This window comes from Bacteroides difficilis, from assembly GCF_048319815.1.
Classification (GTDB): domain Bacteria; phylum Bacteroidota; class Bacteroidia; order Bacteroidales; family Bacteroidaceae; genus Bacteroides; species Bacteroides zhangwenhongii.
Genome location: NZ_CP182814.1, coordinates 1,990,723 through 2,015,607 on the forward strand (window position 1 = coordinate 1,990,723; position 24,885 = coordinate 2,015,607).

At 38.1% G+C, this 24,885-nt stretch carries 13 protein-coding genes; 12 read left to right on the forward strand and 1 reads right to left on the reverse strand.

Annotated elements, in window-relative coordinates; all coding sequences use genetic code 11:
• Position 1: 1 nt before the first annotated feature.
• Positions 2-481 carry a 2-C-methyl-D-erythritol 2,4-cyclodiphosphate synthase gene (gene ispF, locus ACNOGP_RS07420; protein ID WP_418214430.1) on the forward strand — a complete coding sequence of 160 codons (480 nt, stop codon included), beginning with the start codon at positions 2-4 and terminating at the stop codon, positions 479-481.
• Here the strand turns inward: ispF and ACNOGP_RS07425 are convergent.
• Positions 478-1,344, reverse strand: a complete 867-nt coding sequence (locus ACNOGP_RS07425; RefSeq protein ID WP_195531610.1) for a hypothetical protein — start codon at positions 1,342-1,344, stop codon at positions 478-480. The genes ispF and ACNOGP_RS07425 overlap by 4 nt on opposite strands.
• Before the next feature lie 398 nt (positions 1,345-1,742).
• On the opposite strand from ACNOGP_RS07425, the gene ACNOGP_RS07430 reads away from it, so the two are divergent.
• The 11 genes from ACNOGP_RS07430 (at position 1,743) to ACNOGP_RS07480 (ending at position 24,814) form a co-directional block, all read left to right on the forward strand.
• A complete protein-coding gene (locus ACNOGP_RS07430) occupies positions 1,743-3,707 on the forward strand; it encodes a hypothetical protein (protein ID WP_418214431.1) in 1,965 nt (654 codons plus the stop codon).
• A gap of 58 nt (positions 3,708-3,765) precedes the next feature.
• Positions 3,766-5,340 carry a glycoside hydrolase family 28 protein gene (locus ACNOGP_RS07435; protein ID WP_418214432.1) on the forward strand — a complete coding sequence of 525 codons (1,575 nt, stop codon included), beginning with the start codon at positions 3,766-3,768 and terminating at the stop codon, positions 5,338-5,340.
• A 6-nt stretch (positions 5,341-5,346) separates the two neighbouring features.
• Positions 5,347-6,216, forward strand: a complete 870-nt coding sequence (locus ACNOGP_RS07440; protein WP_418214433.1) for a TIM barrel protein — start codon at positions 5,347-5,349, stop codon at positions 6,214-6,216.
• Positions 6,217-6,347: 131 nt separating this feature from the next.
• Positions 6,348-10,319 carry a two-component regulator propeller domain-containing protein gene (locus ACNOGP_RS07445; RefSeq protein WP_418214434.1) on the forward strand — a complete coding sequence of 1,324 codons (3,972 nt, stop codon included), beginning with the start codon at positions 6,348-6,350 and terminating at the stop codon, positions 10,317-10,319.
• Positions 10,320-10,459: 140 nt separating this feature from the next.
• Positions 10,460-13,651 (forward strand): SusC/RagA family TonB-linked outer membrane protein, encoded by a 3,192-nt coding sequence (locus tag ACNOGP_RS07450; protein WP_418214435.1) that lies wholly within the window; start codon positions 10,460-10,462, stop codon positions 13,649-13,651.
• A gap of 12 nt (positions 13,652-13,663) precedes the next feature.
• Positions 13,664-15,193: a RagB/SusD family nutrient uptake outer membrane protein gene (locus ACNOGP_RS07455; RefSeq protein WP_418214436.1), complete on the forward strand. Its 1,530-nt coding sequence runs from the start codon at positions 13,664-13,666 to the stop codon at positions 15,191-15,193.
• A 36-nt stretch (positions 15,194-15,229) separates the two neighbouring features.
• Positions 15,230-17,395: a formylglycine-generating enzyme family protein gene (locus tag ACNOGP_RS07460; protein ID WP_418214437.1), complete on the forward strand. Its 2,166-nt coding sequence runs from the start codon at positions 15,230-15,232 to the stop codon at positions 17,393-17,395.
• A gap of 21 nt (positions 17,396-17,416) precedes the next feature.
• Positions 17,417-18,580: a glycoside hydrolase family 88/105 protein gene (locus tag ACNOGP_RS07465; protein WP_418214438.1), complete on the forward strand. Its 1,164-nt coding sequence runs from the start codon at positions 17,417-17,419 to the stop codon at positions 18,578-18,580.
• 5 nt (positions 18,581-18,585) lie between these two features.
• Positions 18,586-19,860: a DUF4861 family protein gene (locus tag ACNOGP_RS07470; RefSeq protein ID WP_418214439.1), complete on the forward strand. Its 1,275-nt coding sequence runs from the start codon at positions 18,586-18,588 to the stop codon at positions 19,858-19,860.
• 22 nt (positions 19,861-19,882) lie between these two features.
• Positions 19,883-22,219 (forward strand): hypothetical protein, encoded by a 2,337-nt coding sequence (locus tag ACNOGP_RS07475; RefSeq protein WP_418214440.1) that lies wholly within the window; start codon positions 19,883-19,885, stop codon positions 22,217-22,219.
• Positions 22,220-22,336: 117 nt separating this feature from the next.
• Complete coding sequence (locus ACNOGP_RS07480) at positions 22,337-24,814, forward strand: hypothetical protein (RefSeq protein ID WP_418214441.1); 2,478 nt, start codon at positions 22,337-22,339, stop codon at positions 24,812-24,814.
• Positions 24,815-24,885: the final 71 nt, after the last annotated feature.

Below are 24,885 nucleotides of genomic sequence, written 5' to 3' on the forward strand. Positions count from 1 at the left end.
TATGAAGATAAGAGTAGGCTTTGGTTTCGATGTGCACCAATTGGTTGAAGGACGTGAGCTGTGGCTCGGAGGCGTTCTTCTGGAACACACAAAAGGATTGCTGGGGCATTCGGACGCTGATGTGCTATTGCACGCCGTCTGTGATGCATTGCTGGGAGCTGCGAATATGCGTGACATCGGTTATCACTTTCCGGATACAGCGGGAGAATTTAAGAATATCGACAGCAAAATCCTTCTGAAAAAGACTGTAGAACTGATTGCTTCCAAAGGATATAAGGTCGGTAATATTGACGCGACTATCTGCGCCGAACGCCCGAAGCTGAAAGTGCATATTCCTTTGATGCAGGAAACAATGGCAAACGTGATGGGTATCGACGTTGATGATATTTCCATTAAAGCGACCACTACCGAGAAACTCGGATTTACTGGTCGGGAAGAAGGTATCTCGGCTTATGCCACAGTACTGATAGAAAAGGATTAAACTGTTGTGGCCATAGCAAGTTTGACGTGACTGATACGGGTATACTTTGATCCGTAACTTTCGTATCGGCGTGACACCCGCGCAGATGCGACATAAATGATTTCTCCCGGTCGGTATTCATGTTCTATCCCGGATAGTGTGCATGAAACCGCACTGGGATTTTTTGACGGTATACTCATGATAACCAGGTTGCCGCTTGCATCGGCCAATGTCAGTACCTGCTTTACAAAGAATTGTGGTACAGTACCATTTATTCTTGTCTTATACGGATCATCTTCCAACCGCACCCGTATGACTTTTAATCTGAGGTCCGTGAGTTTCTCCCCCAGCTCACCCAAATACCGGCTTGCTGAATGTTTCTCTTTCGACTTCCTTTGCATGAGGTCTAAATGTACGGAGTGATAAGCTTGCGCTATCTTGACGAAACGTTCCTGTTTGGGGATTCTCGGTGTAAACTTATAGGCTATCCAACTCAAATAAGCCGGATCCACTTTCAATATCTCATGTAGGAAATGCCCCCGATACTTCCCGAAAAAGATAAGGTCGTCGCCATTGCTTTGCATTCTCTTTTCGTTATAATCTACAAGAATCAGGCAGCGCCTTGAATAATAGAACATAGTACTTGCCATACGGAGGGATTCGTTAATGTCCGGTGACAAATCATGTATGTAAAGGATGGATTGTTTTTCCGGTAGAGGAGAATAAAGCCATAACGAATAGTTGGGTTTACCCGGTCGGGGTAATACCACCAAGTAAACTCCCGCCTCTTTGAAAGAGGCCCTACCTCGGTTGTATTCATTCAGTTTGGCATACAATAAGGCTTGCTCATTTTCGGAAATGCCCGGTAATCTTGGGTTAGCCATAATTGTTCTTGCTTTTGTATATCTCAAATATAAGGATTTTAATTGAAAGAAACAACTTTGGTGGTTACTTTATCCATTGACTTATTCTTTTTTTTATTATAAGTGTCCATCTTTCTTGTTATCAGTCTCTTAATCTATTAAAATTCTCTTTATGTATCTTTAAAATCTAATATTTTTTGTCTTGTTTCAAATGAATGCTTATATTTGAAAGAATTTTCAGTTGTTTGTATGGCTTTTTTTATTTGATATTATGTATTTGGGAAAATCTGAAGGCTAGGAGTTTTTTAATCCAGATAAAAATTTTGTAGTTTATCTTTCATACGATGGTATATGAATATAATTAGGCTGCTTTCTTGTAATTTTGAGATAAATTAGAAACTTTTTAACTTCTAAAAATAATGAAATCGAGAGTTTATTTGTATTTGATCATTTGTATATTCTTTTCCTTAAGCACTTCGGCTTGTGGCGATAATGATGTCAATGATAATTTCAATCAATACTTTCCGTTACCTCCAGAGGAAAATTCGGGAAATGAAGGTCCTTTTATGGAGGGGACTACCTATGAAGAGAGAGGAAAGTCGCTTATTAATTGTATGCTACGTGTATCTCTAAACAAAGGGTACAGTATCAAATATTTGTCTCCATTCTACTATGCTAGGTTATGGAGTAATTATGAGATGGCAGAGGCAATAATAAAGTTAACCGAGATATATCAATATCATTTGGAACATATGGATGAAATTTATAATTCCGATTCTGATCTTGAGTTTTCCGTTCACGCTACTATGCATGGATATATGCTTACTAAAGAGCGTATGCCGGAACAATTGCGGGAGAAAGTGAAAAACTTTATGCAGTTGGGAAAATATGCTTCTGAAAAAGGAACCTTGAATATGAGATTGATGCGTCAGGCAAGTGGTTATCTTGCAGCAGAAGAATGGACTGATTTCAGAGATGCGGATGGTAATACTGCAGTGTGGTTAAAAGGCTTTTTACATGATAAGATAATAAAAGATTTGAGGCTGTTTTTTACAGACAACTGTCCCGAAGCAGATGGTTTTACTTATATTGGGGTTAATCTCCAATATGTAAGAATGTTGGCTGAATTTAGTCGCAATGAAGAAATCAGAAAGACAGCGACAGCCACTTATCAGCATATGGTAGCACAATTAATGTTACCGTGGAATCGGGGAATTTATTGTGCTAATCCTTCTCGTAGTAAAGGCTGGGCAAATTTATGTACAGGCAATTTGAATGTGGATGTACAGATTGTACAGTTGGCTTGGTTATTTTATGGTGGACAAGTCAAACGTATGATTCGTTTAGCAGCTGATAAGGATAATTTTGGTTGTATAAATTTCTGGATGGCTTATCAGCGAACAGTCAAACCACTTTCTTTTCTTCAGACCTTAAACGCAGGTAAACACTATCCTTATAGTTTTGAAGCTTTGAGGATAAATGATGACCATTTTTGCTGTAGATATACCTACCAAAGTGAAAAATATGGTTTGTCTACACAAACTATTGAGGCGTTTTCTGATAAACTGAAAGCATTCCAATATACATATGCCTTTAAAGAAACTAAAAATCTGCATTTAGTGTGGCAATCTGATTTGTCGGACGTTTCTATATTCAGCGTGTGTCTTGACAATCCGGAGCGCCCACAGAGAAATCAGACTGTGTCGAATAAACCGGGGTATGGTGAAAATCCTTATCATCGGGTATTAGGGTATGAAAAAAGTGCTATTGGAGTATATAATGTGGCTGATGATTATATGGACCAACCTAAATTTTATCAAATGTATGTGCCTTTCACTCGTAAAGGAATTAAGAAAAGAGTTATTAGAAAAATTAATGATATGCGTTGGGTATTGTGTCATACCGGGACGATGATGTTTGCTTTTGCTACTCCGGAGGACTGGGATTTCGGCCTGCAGGATACTAAATATATTATCAAGGAACATGATATATTGACATTGAAGGATAGTAACCGACGTAGGGGAGCATGGGTATTGGAAACGACAGAGATTGATGAACGATATAAGGATGTACAAGGGGATATGGATATTGAATTGGGGAGATTTGCCGATGATATTGGTACAAAGGTAAAAATTCAACTTTCAAAGGATTATGAAACAAGCAATGCACCGGCTATATCTTATATGAATATCAAGGGTGATGTATTGGAACTAACTTTCTTTTCACCGGAAGCACCTTACGATGGGCAGTATAAGATTAATGGAAAAGTGGTGGACTTAAATACTGAATGTATATCACGAAGTGATTATATGCAACAAAAGGCTGGTGATGGTAGTGTTCGATTTAATACGAAGACAGGTATTAAGACTTTGTTGCTAGAATAGTCCATTGTATTGGTAATAGAATTTATTTTAACAAACTTGTGATAAAGATAGATTGGGAATGAATAAGAAAAACTTTTTATGTTTATTGTTTGTCCTATTGGCTTTTGTAATGAATGCAAAGGATTATAATGTCATAGATTTTGGGGCGATAGGTGATGGGAATACAAAAAATACAGTTTATCTTCAACTAGCTATTGATCGTTGCGCGGAAGAAGGAGGGGGGAGAGTGATTATTCCTTCCGGAGTGTATGTAACTGGTACTATTTTCTTGAAAAGTCATGTCAATTTACATTTGGAACAGAATGCTGAATTATCAGGTAGTAAAGACTTGGATGATTATCCTAATTTAGCGAAAGATAGGAAGGGAATTGTACATGCGGCCAATATTGAAGATGCATCCATTACTGGATTTGGCACAATTAATGGTAACGGATGTGACTTAGTATTCCAAAGTGGAGACAGTGCTCCGTTGCGACCTTATGTCGTTGTTTTCAAGAATTGTCGAAGGATGCATATTCAGAATGTGACTTTGCGTAATTCGGCCAACTGGACTTTCCGTATTTGGGATTGTGATGAAGTGTTTGTTCATGGTATTCGCATATATTCACATTGTAATTTTAATAATGATGGAATCGATATTGATGCCCGTAATGTAGTGGTTAGCGATTGTATGATTGAGTCTACCGATGATGGTATTTGTTTTAAAAGCAATCATAAGGAAAAACTTTGTGAGAATGTGACAGTGACTAATTGTATAATTGCTTCCAATTGCAATGCTATCAAATTTGGTACAGCTTCTATGAGCGGATTTAAGAATATAACAGTTAGTAATTGTGTGATAAAAACTCCGTCTGAAAATGATTTGTTCGGGTATAAGGCACATATGGTGCCGGGTGTGACAGCACCGGTAAATAATAATTCCGGTATTTCTATTGAGATGGTTGATGCCGGTATATTGGAGAAGATTTCGATAACCAATATTACTATGCAGGATGTCTTGACACCTATTTTTATAAGATTGGGGGCGCGGCGTCCTCGCCCGGTCAAGTATTTGAAGGATATTGTAATTTCTAATATTATAGCTAATGGTGAAAGCCTGATGACGAGTTCAATTACAGGTATTCCCGGATATTATGCAGAAAATATAAAAATCAGTAATGTGATATTCAATTGTCCCGGAGGAGGATTGATAGATCATGTGAAAAGAGAGATTCCTGAAAAAGAGAAAACTTATCCTGAAAATAAAATGTTTGGTCCCAATTTGCCGGCTTATGGCTTTTTTGTTCGTCATGCCCGCAATGTAACATTGGAAAATGTGTGTTTTAATTTGAGATATAAAGATGTTCGTCATGCTTTCTGGCTGGATGATGCTTTCAATGTAAAAGTCTTGAATCCGGAGTCTGATGATCATACTTCAGATGAGGCATTAGTGTATGTTAAGAATTCCAATAATGTAACAGTATCCGGTTATTCTTCTCCTAATGTTTTGCCTTTGTTCTTAAAAACAGAGGGTAAGGATAATTCTCGAATAAAATTGATGATGAATGATTTTTCTACGGTGAAAAAAGTCGTGGAACTTTCGCCAGAGGTTGAAAAAGAGAACGTGATTATGATGTCTAATATTGAAAAATAAGTAGAAATGAAAATATCAATCAGAAGAATCTTATTAATTGTAATCTTGATATTGTCTTGTGGTATAGTGCAAGCTACAAAGATAAAACATTCGTTATCCCAATGGAGTTTCCGTTTTCCATTACAAGAACTGTGCAAAGGCGTTAAGTCTTTAGGGGTAGTATCTATAGAACTGGTTGGACCGGAAAAATGGGATCTGATAAAAAGTTATGGGTATGATATAGCGGTAGCTGATGGAGCCGATTTAGGAGTAGAAAGGGGGTTCTGTAATCCGGACTTTCATGAAGAACTAATCTGGAGGTATAAACAGCTTATTCCGCTGGCTGCAAAGAATGGCATACGTAAAATAATCTGCTATTCGGGACTCAATACTAGTTTTTCTTCAGAAGAGGCTTTAGAAAATTGTGTCCGTGGATTACAACCTTTGATGAGAATTGCTGAAAAGAATAATGTAGTCCTTGTCATGGAATTATTTAGTTCAAATGAGGGAAAAGAAGAATATTTCAAACATAGTTATCCTCATTATGCCTGTGATAATGTGAAGTGGGGAGTTGAGTTATGTAGAAAGCTAGGGTCGAAGAGTTTCAGATTACTATATGATATTTGGCAGATGTATGATATGAAATTTGATATATTAAGTGATATTCGTAAGTATCATGACTATATTGCCCATTATCACGTAGCAGGTGATGGGAGAAAAGCTTTATCGGATAATGAACCGATTGATTTTAAAGAAATAATGAGGACTATTTATTCTTATGGATATGATGGATATATTGGTCATGAATATTTGATAACAAGAGAAGTATTTCCTCATATACAAAAATCTATTAAGATTTTGGAATTTGAACTGGAAGAAACTTTACCTAAAATATGAATGTGCAAATAAGTGTTCCCATCATTTCCTTTGAAAGAACTTGAGTAAGAAACTTTTTTTAATATGACTACAGGATGAAGAGAATTATCTTATTGTCGACTATATTATTAAGTTGCTTAGAATTATTTAGCATGAAGACTCCATATCGTTCGTACACTGTAACTGATGGTTTATCTAATAGTTCGGTAAAAGCAATTTATCAGGATAATATGGGATATATATGGTTAGGAACAAGGGATGGTTTGAACCGTTTGGATGGATACGAAGTAAAAAACTTTTTCTACAAGTCGGATACAAATGTAAAGCAATCAAATGATATTGTTAGCATAACTTCCGATCGACAGGGACGGATGTGGATTGGTACATTTAATGGGGTTACTGTGTTTGATCCTTTTAGTGAAAAATATTTGGATATTTCCATTATGTATCAAGGGGAGGAGTTACCTAAAGGAGTAGTTGTAGGAGTCTGGATTGCGCCAGATGAGGCTGTATGGGTAGCTACCAAAATTGGAGTTTATGTGATGCATGACAGAAGATGTACCCGATTGGATGAATTTAGAGGGTTGGATATAAACAGTATGGCTCCTGGTGGAAATAATCAGCTATTACTAAGTGTGTCCGGACGGGGAATTGCTCGTCTGGATACCGAAACTATGAAAGCTTTTTATGATATAAATGGAGACAACTATCAGGCTTTTCTGAAAATACTCCAGGATAGTAAAGGAAGGACATGGTTGGCGTCAGGATTGGATAATGTACTGCTTTATCAGCCACAGAATCACTCTGTTACTAAGATAAAGACTTTGTTGCCAGTTGATGCTACTAGTTGGAAGGGGCAGATTCATGATATGCTCGTCTATAATGATTCTATTTTATTATTTGCTACAGATAATGGACTTTGGGCGATGAATGAACGGACTCATGCCATTCGACGACAATTGGGAGAATGGCAACCTTCCGGTTTATTTGGTAGCTGTCGTTTAATGAGTCTTTACGAGGATCGTCAGGGGGGATTATGGGCTGGAACTTTCAATGAAGGAGTTTTGTTTTATCATCCTAGGCAATATCTGTTCCGTTATCATCCATTGACTACTGATCCTTTTCATTCTGTGCGAGTAAACGGACAGTTGATCGAAGGTGAAGGTAAATTGTGGATAGGACATAATGAGGGAATTTGTACGCTTGATTTAAAAGATGGTCATGTAAATGAGATCAGGTTGTCGGATGAACAATCACAGATGGCAACGAAGGATGAAGTGTATCATATGTTCCCTTATGAAGCGGATCAAATTCTATTTTATATATTGAATAAAGGAATTTATTCGCTTAATATGAAAACGAGTACTGTTTGTCGTGAGATAACGGTTCTTTCTTCGGAGCGGCAGGTACGATCAATGGCGAAGGATTCTGTGGGCAATATATGGATTGCTGAAGATGAACTTACGTGCTATGATCCTCACACAAAGATCTTGAATCGTTCATTTACAACCAATCAGGATGGAAGCACTCGTTTCATGCTTACACAAGATTTACTTGCGTATGGAACCTCTATGCTTGTAGGAGGACGTACGAGTGGAGTTTGGCATTTTAATTATTCCCCCAATGAACAAGCTCCTTATTTTAAAGGTGACCATACCGGATTTGAAGAGGTGGAGAATAAAAATGTAAGTGTCCTTTATCAGGATAAAAATAAAAATGTGTGGGTTGGAACATTTGATTCAGGAGTGTATTGTTACGAACCACAGAAAAAGACGATTGAACATTTTGGTGTAGAGCAAGGTCTGATACATAATTCTGTTTGTGGTGTGGTAGAGGATCGGAAGACAGGTGATATTTGGATTTCTACCATCATTGGGTTGTCTAGATTATCTTTCAATGATTTGAAAATTGTAAACTATACCTGTGATACAGCTTTTCCATTGAATGAGGTGTCCAGAAAAGCATTATTACAGACGAAAGAGGGGCGGATTTATGTTGGTGGAAATAATGGTATTGCTGAATTTGATCCGCAAGAGCTTGTCAAATGGGAGGAAGGAGAGAAGCCGATTGTTTATCTGTCCTCTATAAATAGTCTTGCTTCTGATAACCAGACAGAACAGGTGAAGTATGATAATGCACGTAGTTTGGAACATGTTGAACTCTCCTATAAAAATGCTGCTGTGGTTATTAAATTTTCTTCGTTGGACTATATCTTTCCTAAGGCTTATCGGTATGCATATCGGATGGATGGGTTGGATAATAATTGGAATTATAGTGACCGGAATGAAGTTGTCTATTCACATCTTTCTGCTGGTCACTATACCTTTTATGTAAAAGCTTGCAATAGTGATGGTATATGGGGACAGGAAACGACTGTTAATGTAATTGTTCATCCACCGGTTTGGCTCACTTTATGGGCAAAAGTTATTTATGTATTATTGTCATTAATGATAATTGCCCTTGCGTTGTATTATTGGTATAAGCGTAAAACTGATAAATATAAAAGAAAGATAGAAGAAATTAAAAAAGAAAATGTGGAACGTAACTATCGGATGAAGATGGAGCTTTTCACAAACTTCTCTCATGAATTACGTACTCCATTGACTTTGATTACGGGACCGGTTGAGGATATTCTGCAGGATGACACTTTACCTGAACGATTTTTGTATCCAATGAAACAGATATACAAGAATTCTAATCGTTTGTTACTTTTGGTAAATCAGTTAATGGATTTCCGGAAACTCGAATATGGTGCTATGCAATTGAGACTGAGTAGGGTCAACCTTGGAGTGTTTCTGACAGGTCAGATAGATAGCTTTTCTGATTTGCTAAAGAAGAAAGAGTTGACTATTGGCTATACTAATAATTATTATGGTGAAGAACTTTGGATTGATATAGATTTGATGGAGAAAGTTTTATTTAATCTGCTGTCAAATGCTGTGAAACATTCACCTAAGGGAACACGCATTTTGGTACGTTCCGTTGCAAGAGAAAGTAGTGTTGTGATTTCAGTAAAAGATTGTGGTGAAGGGATTTCAAAAGAAAATATATCTAAAATATTCGATTTGTTCTTTCAAGTAGAGCAAGGTGGTAAATCTAATTTATTTGGCAGTGGTATAGGGCTGAACATGGCACAATATGCAGTAAAGCTACATAAAGGAAAGATATGGGTGGAAAGTACTCTCGGATGTGGTGCGGAATTTTTTGTAGAATTGAATTTAGGTAAAGAATGTTTCGCTGAAGCCAATGTCGAATTTGTGGAAAACGACGAGGATACATACTTGAAAAAAATAAAACGTGAGTGTATAACTCCTATTGAAGAAAAAAATGTAAAACAGAAGGAGGGAGAGAAACGCCCTCATATATTATTGGTAGAAGATGACGATGATATGCGGCAGTATACTTCTCTTTTATTATCAAAACAATATGTTGTTAATACGGCTTCCAATGGTAAGAAAGCATTGGAAATTGCTGTCGAGCAAGTTCCGGATTTGATTGTCAGTGATGTTATGATGCCCGTCATGAATGGAGTTGAATTATGTAAGGCTGTCAAAGATGAAAAGATTACAGCTCATATTCCTGTAGTATTGTTGACTGCAAAGGTTTTGAGTGAGCATATCGAAGAGGGGTATGAGGCTTTGGCAGACGACTATGTATTGAAGCCATTTATTCCTAAAGTACTTTTGGCAAAGTTAGATAGCATACTTAAGAATCGTAACAGACTTCGTCTGATTTTTAGGGAGAAGTTGGATTCTATTGAAGTGCCGGTAGCTGAATTGAGCGCGCAAGATAGTTTTATACAGGAAGTAATGGATCTAATTCGTGAAAAGGCGCATGAACCGGAACTGTCTGTTAACGACTTATATGAAACTTTAAATATGGGACGTTCTCAATTCTTTCGGAAAGTGAGAGCCATATCGAATGTCTCTCCTAATAAATTGATTCAAAACGTTCGTATGAAATTGGCCGTTGAGATGTTGGCAACCGGTCAATATTCTATTTCTGAAGTTGCCTATAGTGTTGGGTATTCTGACCCGTCCTATTTTGGTAAAGTTTTTAAGGCAACTTATGGTATTGCACCTACAAGTTACTTGAAACAACATGATAAAAGTGTCATTTCTTAGTAAAAAAGTCCGGAAAGGAGGAAGTGTACCCTATTTTTCGAGTGTTTGATACAATATTCCCAATCTGTTGGATATCGTATATCTATATTTGCGGCGTTAAGGAATGATAAACGATTTATTAACCTTGTAAAATTTAGTGTATGAACGACAAAGTAAATCGGAGAAGCAGTCTCTATGAGAAACATAGACTCTTGACGACTCTTTTAGTATTATGTTTAAGTAGCGTCGTCTGGGCGCAAATGAAAGTAACAGGTACTGTGGTCGATATGATGGGGGAACCCATTATTGGTGCCAATATTGTAGAGAATGGCAATAAAGCTGTAGGAACGATTACAGACCTGAATGGTAAGTTTACCTTAAATGTAGGGAAGAATGCCACACTGATTGTTACCTATGTGGGCTATGTGGAAAAGAAAGTCAGTGTGAATGGTAAGCAACAACTTCTGATTAAACTCGAAGAAGACTCAAAGACATTAGATGAAGTAGTAGTTGTGGGTTACGGTTCAATGAAGAAGTCGGACCTGACTACTTCTGTTGCAAAGATTTCTGCGGATGCGATTGAAGGGCGTCCTATTACAAGTTTAAGCGATGCTCTTTCCGGACAATTATCCGGTGTACAGACGCAAACGGCTAGTGGTATTCCTGGTGAAGAAATGCAAATTTTGGTCAGAGGGGCCAGCTCTATTAATAGTTCATCGTCTCCATTAATTGTTGTAGATGGAGTAATTACTGAATCTATGAGTGATGTGAATCCTTCGGATGTAGCTTCTATCCAGGTTTTGAAAGATGCTGCTGCTACCTCTATTTATGGTGCCCGAGGTTCGGCTGGTGTCGTGTTGATTGAAACCAAGCAGGCTAAAGGAGCGAAACCGATCATTACATGGGAATCTTATTTGGGTGTGCAGAATGCTTATGACTTACCGGAAGTAATGAGTGCTAAGGAGTTTCTAGCTTATAATATATGGTACATGAATGCTAAATATCTTTCAGAGGGTTATAGCATGACAACTCCTAATAAAGACAGACCATCCAATCGTAGGATAAATGAAGATTGGTTGGCCAACCCGCAGTCGGAAACAGCGGACTGGTCATTGAATCCGTTACTTTCTACGGTGGATTGGACGGATCAGATTTTGAGAACTGCATGGACGCACAATCATCAAGTATCTGTATCTTCTAAGGGTAAAAAATATGCTATCTACTTGTCCGCAGGGTATATGAATCAGGATGGTATTGTGAAGAATACTGATTACGAACGTTTTAATTTCCGTATGAATGCTGCATTGGATATTAATAAATATTTGAGAGCAGGAATTAACTTTGCACCTACTATTTCTACACAGAACCGTGGCGAATCTGAAGGTAAGGATAAAGTGATAATGAGTTCTCTTTATTTGCCGGCAACTTTACGTTTGGATGAAAATACGCGGGATTTTGGATTTAATCCTAGTTACCAGACACAAGTGAATCCTTATGAGCGTTTGATGAATGTCACTGATAAAATTGAGAAAAGAGTATATAACACTGCTTTGTGGGCAGAAGTGAAGATATTGAAAGGATTGACATTTAAGACGTTGTTTAATTATAATACAGAGTCTAAAATTTCAGAATATTTCCTTCCGTTGAATGTACAACCGTTTTCTGCTTCAAGTGCTATTGGTACTACAGCTACTTCCTCCATATCTCGTACGGGTATTCAGAATACACTGAATTATGTAACGAAGTTTGGGAAGAAACATAAATTGGATATTTTATTGGGGCAGAGTATTGATGAACGTAACTACTTTAATAGTGACGCCGGTGCTCTTGATTTCCCTTTAGATTATGTGTCAACATTGAATATGGGAGCTACCCCGAATAAGGCTAATAGTGCCAGACAGATTTTACGTACTTCTTCTTTGTTTGGTCGTTTGAATTACAATTATGCTGATAAGTATCTGGCTTCAGCTTCTATTCGCCGTGATGGTTCTTCGCGTTTCGGACCAGGTAATCGCTGGGCATTATTTCCTTCTGTTTCTGCCGGCTGGAAAATAAGCGGTGAGGACTTTATGAAAAATATCAAAGTTATCAATTTGCTAAAAATACGTGCTTCTTGGGGTATGTCGGGAAATGACCGTGTAGGAGTGGCTGATTATATTTCGAATTATAATGTAATCAATGCGGTATATGGAGGGACCTCTCATGTTGGAATGTATGCCAAAAATTTAGCAAATAGTAACTTGAAATGGGAGACAACAAAAGCATTGAATTTCGGTCTTGACCTTTCTTTGTTCCGTAACCGGGTACAGTTGAATCTTGATTATTATATTAATCGTACTGATGATTTGCTTTATTCTTTGAAATTACCTGCTGCTACAGGTTTTAATACGATGAATACAAACTTGGCATCCATTGAAAATAGAGGTTGGGAAATGGATTTGACTACTGTGAATATTCATAAGAGAAATTTTAAATGGTCTACTACACTGAATTTGTCTGCCAATAAGAATAAAGTATTGGATATGGGAGGCAATGACAATGTTATAACAGAAGCTTGGGATGCTCGTTTTATCACTAAGGTTGGTGGACCGATTTCTCAATTTTATGTATATAAAACCGATGGTTTGTTGACGAGTGCTGATTTCGGTGTAGGGGCTGATGGAAAATATGATAAGAGTAAGCCTCTGGTTCCGGTTTTGGAAAATCAGATTCCAGGAAACTTAAAGTATGTAGATACGGATGGTAATGGGGAAATCAATTCTGATGATATGATACCTTATGGCTCTAATGATCCAGATTTGCTTTATGGCTTTACAAATCGTTTCTCATACAAAGGTTTTGAATTAAGTGTCTTCTTACGTGGGCAGATTGGTGGTAAAGTTCTTTATTTGGCTAGTCGTAATTTGAGTTCCGGACGTTCTAATTATAATCAGATGAAGCAATGGCTACATTGTTATAAAGAAGAGTATGCAGGCGGAAATCCTATCCCGACAGGACTTGGAGTTGATATGTCTTGGGATGGAAAGACACCGTTGCCTTATGGATTTGGTAATAACTCTCCATTAAGAGACGGAGTACTACACACGACGGATCAGTATATTTATAATGCAACTTTCCTGCGTATACAGAATATAAGTTTGAGTTATAAGTTACCGACTAAATGGTTGAGGAAGTCTCATATTCAATCTGCTAAAGTGTATGTGACAGCAGAGAACTTATATACTTTTACTGATTATGTTGGTAATCCGGATGTGAATAGTTATTCACCGAATAACCCGATGATTCGTGGAGTAGATTATACGACTTATCCTCAAGCGAGAAAATATATTTTAGGAGTAAATTTGACTTTTTAATCTACTATTATTATGAAAATATTTGCTAAATTACTGACCTTGTGCTGTTTTCTCTCTCTCTTTGCTTGTGAGGGGTATTTGGATGTAGAACAGCCTTCTATCTATACGGATGAGAATTATTATAAAAAACCGTCGGATTTTGAATTGGCGATTAATGGTTGTTATGCACAGTTACAGAAATTGTATAATAAAAATTGGTTGGAGGCTATTGTTAGCCGTGGAGATGAAGCGCGAAATTATAAAGAAATCAGTCGTTTTTTAGATACGGCTATGGAGCCAAAATGGAAAGGACCATGGTCGGATTGGTGGACGTTGATATATCGTTGTAATCAGTTATTAGACAGAATTGAACCCATTGAATTTACGGGATCTGCTACAGCGGAACAAAAGAAAAATTTGAAAGGTGAAGCGTATGCAATGCGTGGTTTAGCTTATTTTCAGTTTGCATGGTGTTGGGGAGGAGCACCTCTGATTATTCATGAAATGCCTCGTGAAGAAATATATACAGTCCGTCGAGAGAGTCAGGAGAAGACCTATGAACAGGCTATTTCTGATTTTAAAGATGCTTGGAATAATCTTCCGGAAAAATGGACGGATGCCAATGCCGGAAGAGTAACGAAGTATGCTGCGGCAGGAATGTTGGGACGGATATATCTGTATATGAAAAATTATACAGAAGCAGCTAATTGGTTGAAAGTAGTAGTGGATAAAGAGGGGGCACCTTATAAAATGGCCACAAAATATGAAGATTGTTTTAGTGATGCATATAATAATGGTCCGGAGCGAGTTTGGGAGGTACAATATTTAGGTGGAAAAAGTGGTAAGGCCTTAGGGCTTAGCCAAAGTTTTAGTGGTTGGTTCATTCCTTCTAATATTAATGTTTCTAAGGATTCTAAATTGATGAATGGCGTTTCTTTTGTTGGAGCTTCCGGGTCTATTCGTGCTTCGGAATCTTTATGGGGAGGAGATACATACGAAGAGGGTGATAAAAGAAAAGATATTACGGTTGTAACAGGATTGTATTTGGATAAGGACAAACCGGTGACGGACCAGTACTTTGTCCGTAAGTTCTTACAAATGTCGGAAACGACTCCGACTGCTTATGATGAATTTGGAAATAATATCTCTATTTTGAGGTATACAGATGTCAAATTGATGTATGCTGAAGCATTAAATGAGTTAGATTTCTATGGGAATCTAACAGAAGTTGTAGGCATTATTAATGAAGTCAGAGAAAGAGCTGGTTTGGAAACATTCGAAAATGGGAATTTTGCAAGTAAGAAAGATGTTTTTGATCGTTTGGTTAAAGAGCGTTTTGTGGAGTTCGCTTTCGAAGGGATTCGTTGGCCGGATCTGATTCGTTGGGATTTGGCAGAAGATGCGATGGAAAAACACTTTGCATTGGCTTCGGAAGAATATAATATAAATTCTAATGTTCCAACCTATAGTATGAAATCATATAATAAATTGGCTCCTATTCCTTTGTCTGATCTGTTGACTTATGGAAATGAAGATATTATGTGGCAGAATGAAGGTTATTAATAATTCGTCAATAATGAAATAACTATGATACAAAAAATGATGAAACATATATTATGGGGACTTGCATTGTCTATATCCCTATTCGCTTGTAATGATGATGATAACAACAATACATCCAATGATACAATGTATGACCGTCCGGAAGAACCAGGAGATGCAGCTTTTAGTTCTGCACCGATAACGGAAGGTGCATCGCTGTGGAATATTGAAGGGCTTGAAGCTGCATTGAAGAAAAATATAATGCCGATATATTCTAATAAAAATGATTATACAGCAGGGACAGTGTTTGCTGATTTTTATGTGTCGGATTTACCCGATGTTGCTTCTGATGATTATAATGCCACTGTAGCACGAAAAGAATGGTTGGAGACTGAAGCGGGTAGACAGAGATTAGAATATTTTAAGAAGTTTCTGACAGAAGATATGGTATTTGTACAAGGTGGTACTTTCTTGATGGGAGGAACAGCAGAACAAGGTGATGGCTTACATACTTCTATTTTTCCAGTACATAAAGTAACAGTAGATGATTTCTATATGTGTCGTTTTGAGGTGACTCAAGAGTTGTTCTCCTATGTTATAGGAAAATGGTATAAGTGGTCTTATGCCGATGGTATGTATGCTGATTATCCAGCAGATAAACGTAAAATGTCAGAAATTAAAACCTTCTGTGATAATTTGTCTAAGCTAACAGGGAAAAGGTTGATATTTGACCTTCCTACGGAGGCGGAATGGGAATTTGCTGCGCGTGGTGGACGAAAGAGGGTTTCTACGATGTTTGCAGGTAGCGATGATTTTTCGAAAGTAGGAAATTGCTATGAAGATTGTTTCCGTTTCAATGCGGTTAGTAACAAAATGATGGCATGGCCACAACGTGTAATGCAGAAAGCACCTAATGAATTAGGATTATATGATATGTCCGGCAATATGATTGAAATTTGTAAGAATGAGTTTAAAAACTATACTGAATCCGATCAAGTAAATCCGGGAAAAGATGAAATGATCAATACTACAAATTTTGATTTATTAAGGGTAACTCGTGGAGGAGGATACAGTGTGACTCCTGATTATTGTCGGATCGCAGTGCGTGGTGGAAAGAACTTGGAAAAGAATGATGCCACTATTGGATTTAGAGTGATATGTAGAATTTCTACCGAGGCGCCTGATGATGGAGATGAAACAGATGAGACTCGCCCGGAAGAACCGGGGGATGCATATTTTAGTGATGCTCCGCTGAAAGAAGGTGCGTCTTTGTTGACAGATGAGCTAAAAACAGAGTTATTGAATAGGATTCCGGTGATATATTCTGATAAGAACGATTATAACTCAACAAAACCGTTCTATGAATTTTACGCTTCGGATTTGCCGAATGTATCTTCTAAGGATGCGAATGCTAAACAGGCAAGGTGGGATTGGCTTGCGACTGATGCCGGTCAAAAGCGAATTAAGTATTTTAATGATTTTTTTGATAAGGATATGGTGTTTGTGGAAGGCGGAACTTTCTTGATGGGAGGAACGGCTGAACAAGGTGACGGTTTAAGCGATAATGTCTTTCCGGTACACAAAGTGACAGTAGATGATTTTTACATGTGTCGTTTTGAGGTGACTCAAGAGTTATATTCTTATGTTATCGGTAAATGGTATATTTGGAGTTACGGCGACGGGTTGTATGCTGACTATCCTGCTGATAAGCGTAATATGAGTGATATTAAAACATTCTGTGAAAATCTATCCAAGTTAACGGGAAACAAATATACATTCGATCTCCCTACAGAAGCAGAATGGGAATTTGCAGCACGTGGTGGAAGAAAAAGAAAGCAGACTATGTTCTCCGGAAGCAATGATTTTACAAAAGTAGGTTTTTGTAATGAAGATTGTGTTCGTCTCAATGGGGTATCAGGTAAGGAAGAAGCATGGCCACAACGTGTGAAGCAGAAAGAGCCCAATGAATTGGGATTGTATGATATGTCCGGTAACATAATTGAAATTTGTAAGGATGAATTTAAAAATTATACAGCGGATGAGCAGATTAATCCAGGTAAAGAGGCATCAATTACAGATTTTACTTTGACGAGAGTGATTCGTGGAGGAGGATTTAATGACAGACCTAGTCCATGTCGGGTGCTGGTGCGTAATGGAAAAAGCTTGAGTGCACGTGATATAACTATTGGTTTCAGGGTGGTATGTAGGCCGACAGGTAAATAAATGTATTAAAATAAGGTGAAAATGAGGAAGAATAATATTCTTGTATTTTGGGTAATGATTTGTGTAGGTTTGTGTGCTTGTAAGTCGGGAAAACAACAAACTGTAAATGATTTATTGAGTAATTTTCCGGTAGAGGCAGATCCGGTACAAGTCGGTAATAAATTAGCAGACCGCTATTTGGAACAATGGCATTCACAATATGGTAGTCCGTTACGCATAAATGAGCCGCGTACACAAATAACCTATCCGGATGTCTGTACTTGGTTGGGAGGGTTATGGTTTGCGCAAGCTACCCATAATGTTGGATTGAAAGATAGATTGGAAGCACGTTTTCAACCGCTTTTTACAACTGAAGCTTATTTGCAGCCTAAAGCTAATCATGTAGATAATAATGTGTTTGGTACAGTTCCTTTGGAACTGTATCTACAAACACAGGATGATAAATATTTGGAATTGGGTATGAAATATGCAGATGAACAGTGGAATGCTCCCGCTACACAGGAATTAACTGCTGAAGAAAAAGTATGGACTGATAAAGGGTATTCTTGGCAAACGCGTTTGTGGATGGATGATATGTTTATGATCACAGCCATTCAAGCACAAGCCTATCGGGTAACAAAAGACGAAAAGTATATTAATCGTGCTGCCAGTGAGATGGTCGTCTACTTGGACTCCTTACAACTGGATAATGGTTTATTTTATCACGCTCCTTCAGCCCCTTATTGTTGGGGACGTGCTAATGGATGGATGGCGGTTGGTATGGCAGAATTATTACGTATTCTGCCGGAAAGTAATCCGGATAAACCAGCAATTATGACTGCTTATCTTAAAATGATGAAGACATTGAAAAAGATGCAGAATGAGAAAGGAATGTGGCGACAATTGGTAGATGACCCTGAATTGTGGGAAGAGACTTCCGGAAGTGCCATGTTTACATATGCTATGATTGTCGGTCTGAAGAAAGGATGGCTTGACGAGAAAGAATATGGAGAAGCCGTTCGTAAAAGTTGGATTACTTTGTGTACATACATTGATGAAAAAGGCGACGTGAAGGATGTGTGCGAAGGTACTTCGATTAAAGATAGTCGCGAACATTATGTGAATCGTCTTCCATTGACGGGAGATCTTCACGGACAAGCACCGATGCTTTGGTGTGCATATGCTTTAGTTACGGATTTCAAATAATACAAATGAAAATAATCGGTTATTTATATGTATTGGTGGTAGTGTTCTCATCATGTATGAGAGAGCACTCTGCTACTTCTGTGCTACTTCAGAATCCTACAGACAGGGTACGGATAGATGAAAGTTTTACTTTGTCGCGTGCTGATCTGAGAGCAGTAGAGAATAGCTTGTTGCCTGTAATAGAGAAAACCGATGGAACGCGTATTCCTTGCCAAGTGGATGATATAAATCAGGACGGTGTATGGGATGAGTTGGCATTTGTATATACATTAGAAAGAAATGAGAATGTTGAATTGTGCATAAAGTGGGTTGATGTAACTAAGTATCCGGCTTTTGAAAGACGTACCAATATTCGTTATGGAAAAATGACTACTCCCGGTCATATAGAAGATTTGGTTTCCGATACTCATGGAAAACAGAGTCTTCCTAGGGGAGGAGTTGATTATCCCTATCAAATGGACGGCCCGGCATGGGAAAATGATAAAGTTGGTTTCCGCCATTATTTTGATGGACGTAATTGTCGTGATTTATTTGGCAAAAGAATTTCCGATATGGTATTGGACACTGTGGGAATTTGTGCTGATGGTCATCCTAGTAATACTTACCAGGAGTTAAGAGAATGGGGAGGAGATATTTTAAGTGCGGCCAATTCTTTTGGATTGGGCGGTATTGCTTTACAATTGCCGGATACGTTAGTTCGTATGGGAGTGGATTATAAAGATACGGTTGACATTATTGATTCTTCTCATTTTGAGGTGATAACCGAAGGACCGGTACGTTCTGTCTTTAGGCTGGATTTTATAGGTTGGGATGTATTGGGAAGTAAAGTGGATGTTCATGAAAAAGTGACAATATGGGCTGGGAAGTGTGGCTATGAGGAAGAGATTCGTACTTCACCTCTACCGGAAAATGGAGTACTGGTTACAGGAATTGTAGCTAACTATAATACTCGGAAGCCGATAGAAAAGCAGTATGATAATAAATGCGTATCAATGATTACGTATGATAAACAGACAGTTAACAGAGATTATGGGCTGGGAATGGCTTTACTTATTCCTTGTGAGCAGTTCTTGGAAACTTATCATACGCCGGATGAAGGCTATGGTATTCTGAAGACGTGGTGTGTTAAATTGAAACCGGGAAAAGATGGATACCGTTATCAAGTATATGCTGGATGGGAACTTGGTGTGGATTGTTTTTCTAAAAGAGATGAATTCATAAATCTGATAGATATGTACGCTGAAAATATAAATCATCCTGTTGTTGTCACGATTAAGTAAATTAATAAAAAGTAAGATGGTTATGAAACTTAGATATTTATTACTGGTTGTTTGCTGCTTGTTTTTGTCTGGTTATGCCTGGTCACAGGAACTGAAAAAAGAAGATTTTCTGCCAAAGGCAGTGAAAGCATTTGATCGGTTAACACTGGGGTATAGTGAAGCGCGTATCGCAAATGAAATTAAAAATAAAAATGTTCGTTGGATAACCAATCTAATGTCTTCATTTGCACTTTTTTATAAAGCAACGCATCAGGAACGTTATTTGAATATGTCGGAGCAAGTATTTAAAAGTGCAATACTCGCTTGGCGCAAAGATGAAAAGCTTATGCGTGGACGAGATGATTTTTTTGCTTTGCAGAATCTTACATTAACTTATGAAATTTTGAGAGATAATGGGCGTTTGAACAATGAGGCTGATGATGTGATGGTGCGTTTTGCCGATCTTCATTTTGAACCAGGATTTGTCATTGATAATAATCAGGGACAGGAACGCGCTTTAGGATTTGTACGGATGTATAATTTATTCCCCGAAGCACCGAATGCTCCTCAATGGAAAAAGTATATTGATAAAATGTGGGATTTTTGGTATCGGAATAAAGATGTGGACGAAGCTGCTACTTTATATGCTTCTATTCATTTGAATGATATCATTTCCATCGCCATCGAAAGTGGTAAGGTTAAATTGTTGAAGACTCCTGAAATCAAAAAGTGGTTTGAACGTTATCGTGATCAGCAAGCACCGAGTGGATATATGCCGGAGTATGGTGACGATTATTTCTTTGCATATAATAATTGGATATTGGTATTTGAGAAAATAGCCCGTTTGACGGGAGATGCTTCTTTTCGGAAGGCTGCCTGGAAATTGTTTACGATAGGTTATCCCAATTTAGATGAAAACAAGTATTTTAAGCCGGGTTGGAATCTTCGTCAGGCGTGTGATTGGGCCATTTTGGCAGAAGTGGCTTTATTGCCTACTTTTAAAGGTAAAATAGATTCTCCTGTTGGGCTTTCTATGGTAACGGCCCGTGTAAATAGAAAGGGGAAAGCAGGAATACCCGACCAATTGTTATTACGTGCTTCAACGGAACCGGGAACTCCTTTTATCATGAGTGATTTATATGCTTCCGGTACACATCAGCATCCTAATTTACGCGGTACGATTAACTATTTTGAAGTAGACGATAATCCTCTGTTTCATGGAGTACAGCGTCATGCTACTGATGCCCGTCATGGCAATACAGTCGTTGTGATGAAAGAATCGGCTGACGGATTTCCTTTTGAAATGAAGCAAAGTCGTTTGTTGACTAATACATGGTTTTCTGATTTTATAGATTTCACTCAATCTACGGAAATTTCCGCTAATCCGTCCATGCGGGGAATGAAAAGTCTGTCGTTCCGTTTTCAGGGAGAGCCGGGAGAAACAATCTATATTAAGAATGTGAGATTGATGGGAAAAGCAGGAGAAAAAAACATTCATGAATCCACGTTTAAAGAATATTGGAGCAAGAATGCAACGGTGGTAGATTATGGCAAAGAGGGAAAGATTGTAAAGATTGTACTTCGTGATAAAAATGTTACGTTTGTTAATTTGAATGTGGCGATGAATTTTGACTTGAATGAATATCGTTATATTGGTTGCGACTGGAAGCACATATCAAAAAAGAAAACAGAGAAGTCCACTCTTGATTTTGTAATACGTGCATATAATAAAGTAACTCTTCCCGGTGAAGAATATATTCATGAAAAAGCGGGTACATTGTTAAATTCGAATACAGTGAAAAGTGCAAAGGCAGAGACGAAAGGTGGAGATTCTTATGGACAAATCATACTGGATGATCAATGTGTGGAGGGAACGACTTTGCAGCGTAATATTGTGCTGACAAAAGAAGGTATCCTTGTTTTACAAGATTGCTTGTTACCGGGGCAGGGGACTGAAGAATGTGTGGCTGGTAGCTTGTGGCAATTGTATTCTTTAGATAAGAGCGGTAAGAACTGGTTTAACTCTTTGGGCGAGACGAAAGTTTGGAAAAATCGTGCAAATGAGGAAATTGGCAGAAGTCAGTTACTCGTTTATTTTGATAAGCAGAAAGGACGTAGTTACGGTGCGCAACAGCAGGAATATACGGTGAAACCGGTAACGGCTTTTGCTAAACAAAAAGTAAGGCCGGGAGAACCTGTAACTTTCGTAACGGTGGTTGTTCCTCATTCAGCAGGTTGGCGCTCAGAGGATATAGCCAAGTCTATTTCAACTAAAACAGATGAAATGCAGCGTAGCAATATACAGATTAAACTAGCTGATAAAACGGTATTGCATATCGAAGTTGCTAAAGATGGTAGATGGAATGTAGAACGTAAATAATCATTGCGGATTGAATTTAAAAACATGAAAGCCATGAGAATAAACCTGTTTGTATTATATATTATCTCTTTTTTACTAGGTGGATATGCATTTGCTCAAGATAAAAAGATTGAGAGTATGACACGCATAGAAGTGAAGAATAAGATTCTCGACAAGATTAAGATTCCCGATGAGGTCACATTCTATCATAGTAATGATGTGGATGTTTATGCGGCTTATGATTTAATTGTATCAGATAGCAGGACTGAACAAGAGCAAGGAAAAACAATTATTATGGGAATTCTTGATGCATTTGACTATGTGAAGAAACATTCTGGAATGAGAAAACTCGAAATCTCCTTTTTTGCTCGAGAAAAGTTTTTTGATTCAATGCGTTTATTGAAAGAAAAAGGCTTGATGGATCAGGAATTTAAGCGGTTGTCAGATGAAGTTATAAATCAGTTAAATTTATGTGAGGAGCGAGGGCCGAATAACCGGGCTGCCAATTATGCTATTGGCGCGTTGGCTGCTGCTGAATTATATCCTAAACATCCGGATATGAAAAAATGGAGAACTTATGCAGAGGCGGTGTGGAATGACTGGTATATTCCTGGAGATAGTTATGAACCGGCTTATGTTGCTCATAATGTTCCCCGGTTGATAGCTTTAGGAGTAAGGTTGGGAAAGTTGAAAGAACTGAAAAGTGAGAAGTTGAAGAAAGCTTATTATCGTTATAGAGACCATATCAGTTCTTCAGGTTTGGTTTCGTCTACAGGTGATGGAGAACCGTATGATCAGGAATCTTATGTAAAGGCATTTACCACCATAATGGAAGTTTGTCCGGATCCTACTATTTTATGGGCATTGAAGAAGACTTATCTGGCGGGGAATATGAAGACCGGTCGCTTGCCCGAAGAAGCTTTCGCCAAAGCATTTCCTCAATATGCGGATAGTGAGGTGAAAGAGCCTGAAGTTGGAGCGGCTGTACAATGTATTTTCCCGGATACTTATAAGAGTAAGGATCGCTTAATACTAGCTCCTTCACGAGAAAAGGGAGCACCTTTTGCGCAGTTTTGGATTCAAGATGACTGCAATATGTTGTATCACGGAGGAGTAGCTGATACACGTGGGGATTTAGTGCATTATGAAGTCGATGGAACTATGATTATTACGGATCGCGGACGTTATGAATGGCCTGCATGGAATAATACTTTATTGGTTTCAGAGCCGGATGCACAATATCCTTTCCGTGAAACTTCCGGAGTATTTTCAGGACGTTGGTACCGTTCTTCTGCCAATTTGAGAATAGCGCGGACGCATATGCCTTCTAAAGATTATGTGATTAATAACAAAAAAACTGCTGGTGTAAATTATGCATTGACAGAAGTGAAAAATCCATTAGGCTATATGTGGGGGAATCCGGATGCTATTGCCGGAAAAAACGATCTGCTGGATTTGCAGGAAGTCAAGATTGAATTCGCTTTGTTACCTGCTGCCGGTGAAAAATCTGTGGGTAAAATTTTTCCAGGTCGTACTTGGTTTGGAGGATATGAGTATCGAAATGTGTGTCCTTCGGATATCCCTGTCGATGTATATATCAGCGATCTTTTTATTGGAGGGGCTAAAGGCGAAAAAAAAATGGTGGTATTCGATGAGTTGAACGACAATATAACTTTTTCATTTACAGGTCCGGATAATACGCAGACCTTTACAGAAACACCATTGGCTAAAGAGGACTATGCGATAGTGACGGATACAGAAACAGGAAAGAAAGTGCTTCGTTTGCGAACTCGATATGGACGTACCATACTGCGTGTCAAGTTAAATGAAAAATTCAGTCTGACAGAAGAGTATAGTCGTATGGGATTATCTTATAAATATGTGACTCCTATTGAAGGATGGACGCGAGTACCTATTCAGTTGGCTATAAATGGATGTGACCTGAAATATAATCTTCGTTTGGATCGTCAACAAGGAGGTATTTTAACTAGTGCAACAGTAGAGAATAAAGAAAAGGATAGTTATGGATCAGTTTCTTATCGTGAAATTTGGACACATGACTCTTCTTGGAAAAGAAGAATGTTGTTGACAGAAGAAGGAGTATTAGTTGTTTTAGATGAATTTATGCCAGGTAAAGAAGCTGACGGATTGGTTGCGGGACCTGTATGGCATGTTCCTTCTGCTCCTCAATGTGGTGATGCTGATGGGGCAACAGCTACTTGGTTTGATGCCTCTTTATTACATTATCCGGCTTTGGTCAGGGCTTTTACTGATAAATATGGAGAAGCGGATAAAAAACTGTTTATAACATTCGATGCTCCTGGAAGTAGTGAGAAGGGAATACAGTATCAGCCGAAGCATTGGAAGAATGATGATTATGCGATTTATAGTAAACATGTTTTGAAAGCAGGAAAACCTATTCGTTGGCTTTCCGTATTGCTTCCACATCATAAAAAGCTGGATAGTAGAAAAATAGCTAAAGCGGTAAAGATTGTGAATAAGGGTAACGGAGAATATACAGTAAGGGTTGTTTTGTCTGATAAATATTGGAAAACTCCTTCGCTGGAGATTCTTTTAAAAACGGATGAGCAATGGAAGGTGAACCGGACACGGTAGTACTTGGGGATATTTTGATAAGTAATCATTGGTAATGAGTTAATTCACGGTTTTATAATTATAAATCTATA

What these genes read in the sequence shown, in the direction of transcription:
- ispF (WP_418214430.1), top strand. Translation starts at nt 2, where the DNA reads ATGAAGATAAGAGTAGGCTTTGGTTTCGATGTGCACCAATTGGTTGAA.
- ACNOGP_RS07425 (WP_195531610.1), bottom strand. Translation starts at nt 1,344, where the DNA reads ATGGCTAACCCAAGATTACCGGGCATTTCCGAAAATGAGCAAGCCTTA.
- ACNOGP_RS07430 (WP_418214431.1), top strand. Translation starts at nt 1,743, where the DNA reads ATGAAATCGAGAGTTTATTTGTATTTGATCATTTGTATATTCTTTTCC.
- ACNOGP_RS07435 (WP_418214432.1), top strand. Translation starts at nt 3,766, where the DNA reads ATGAATAAGAAAAACTTTTTATGTTTATTGTTTGTCCTATTGGCTTTT.
- ACNOGP_RS07440 (WP_418214433.1), top strand. Translation starts at nt 5,347, where the DNA reads ATGAAAATATCAATCAGAAGAATCTTATTAATTGTAATCTTGATATTG.
- ACNOGP_RS07445 (WP_418214434.1), top strand. Translation starts at nt 6,348, where the DNA reads ATGAAGACTCCATATCGTTCGTACACTGTAACTGATGGTTTATCTAAT.
- ACNOGP_RS07450 (WP_418214435.1), top strand. Translation starts at nt 10,460, where the DNA reads ATGAACGACAAAGTAAATCGGAGAAGCAGTCTCTATGAGAAACATAGA.
- ACNOGP_RS07455 (WP_418214436.1), top strand. Translation starts at nt 13,664, where the DNA reads ATGAAAATATTTGCTAAATTACTGACCTTGTGCTGTTTTCTCTCTCTC.
- ACNOGP_RS07460 (WP_418214437.1), top strand. Translation starts at nt 15,230, where the DNA reads ATGATGAAACATATATTATGGGGACTTGCATTGTCTATATCCCTATTC.
- ACNOGP_RS07465 (WP_418214438.1), top strand. Translation starts at nt 17,417, where the DNA reads ATGAGGAAGAATAATATTCTTGTATTTTGGGTAATGATTTGTGTAGGT.
- ACNOGP_RS07470 (WP_418214439.1), top strand. Translation starts at nt 18,586, where the DNA reads ATGAAAATAATCGGTTATTTATATGTATTGGTGGTAGTGTTCTCATCA.
- ACNOGP_RS07475 (WP_418214440.1), top strand. Translation starts at nt 19,883, where the DNA reads ATGAAACTTAGATATTTATTACTGGTTGTTTGCTGCTTGTTTTTGTCT.
- ACNOGP_RS07480 (WP_418214441.1), top strand. Translation starts at nt 22,337, where the DNA reads ATGACACGCATAGAAGTGAAGAATAAGATTCTCGACAAGATTAAGATT.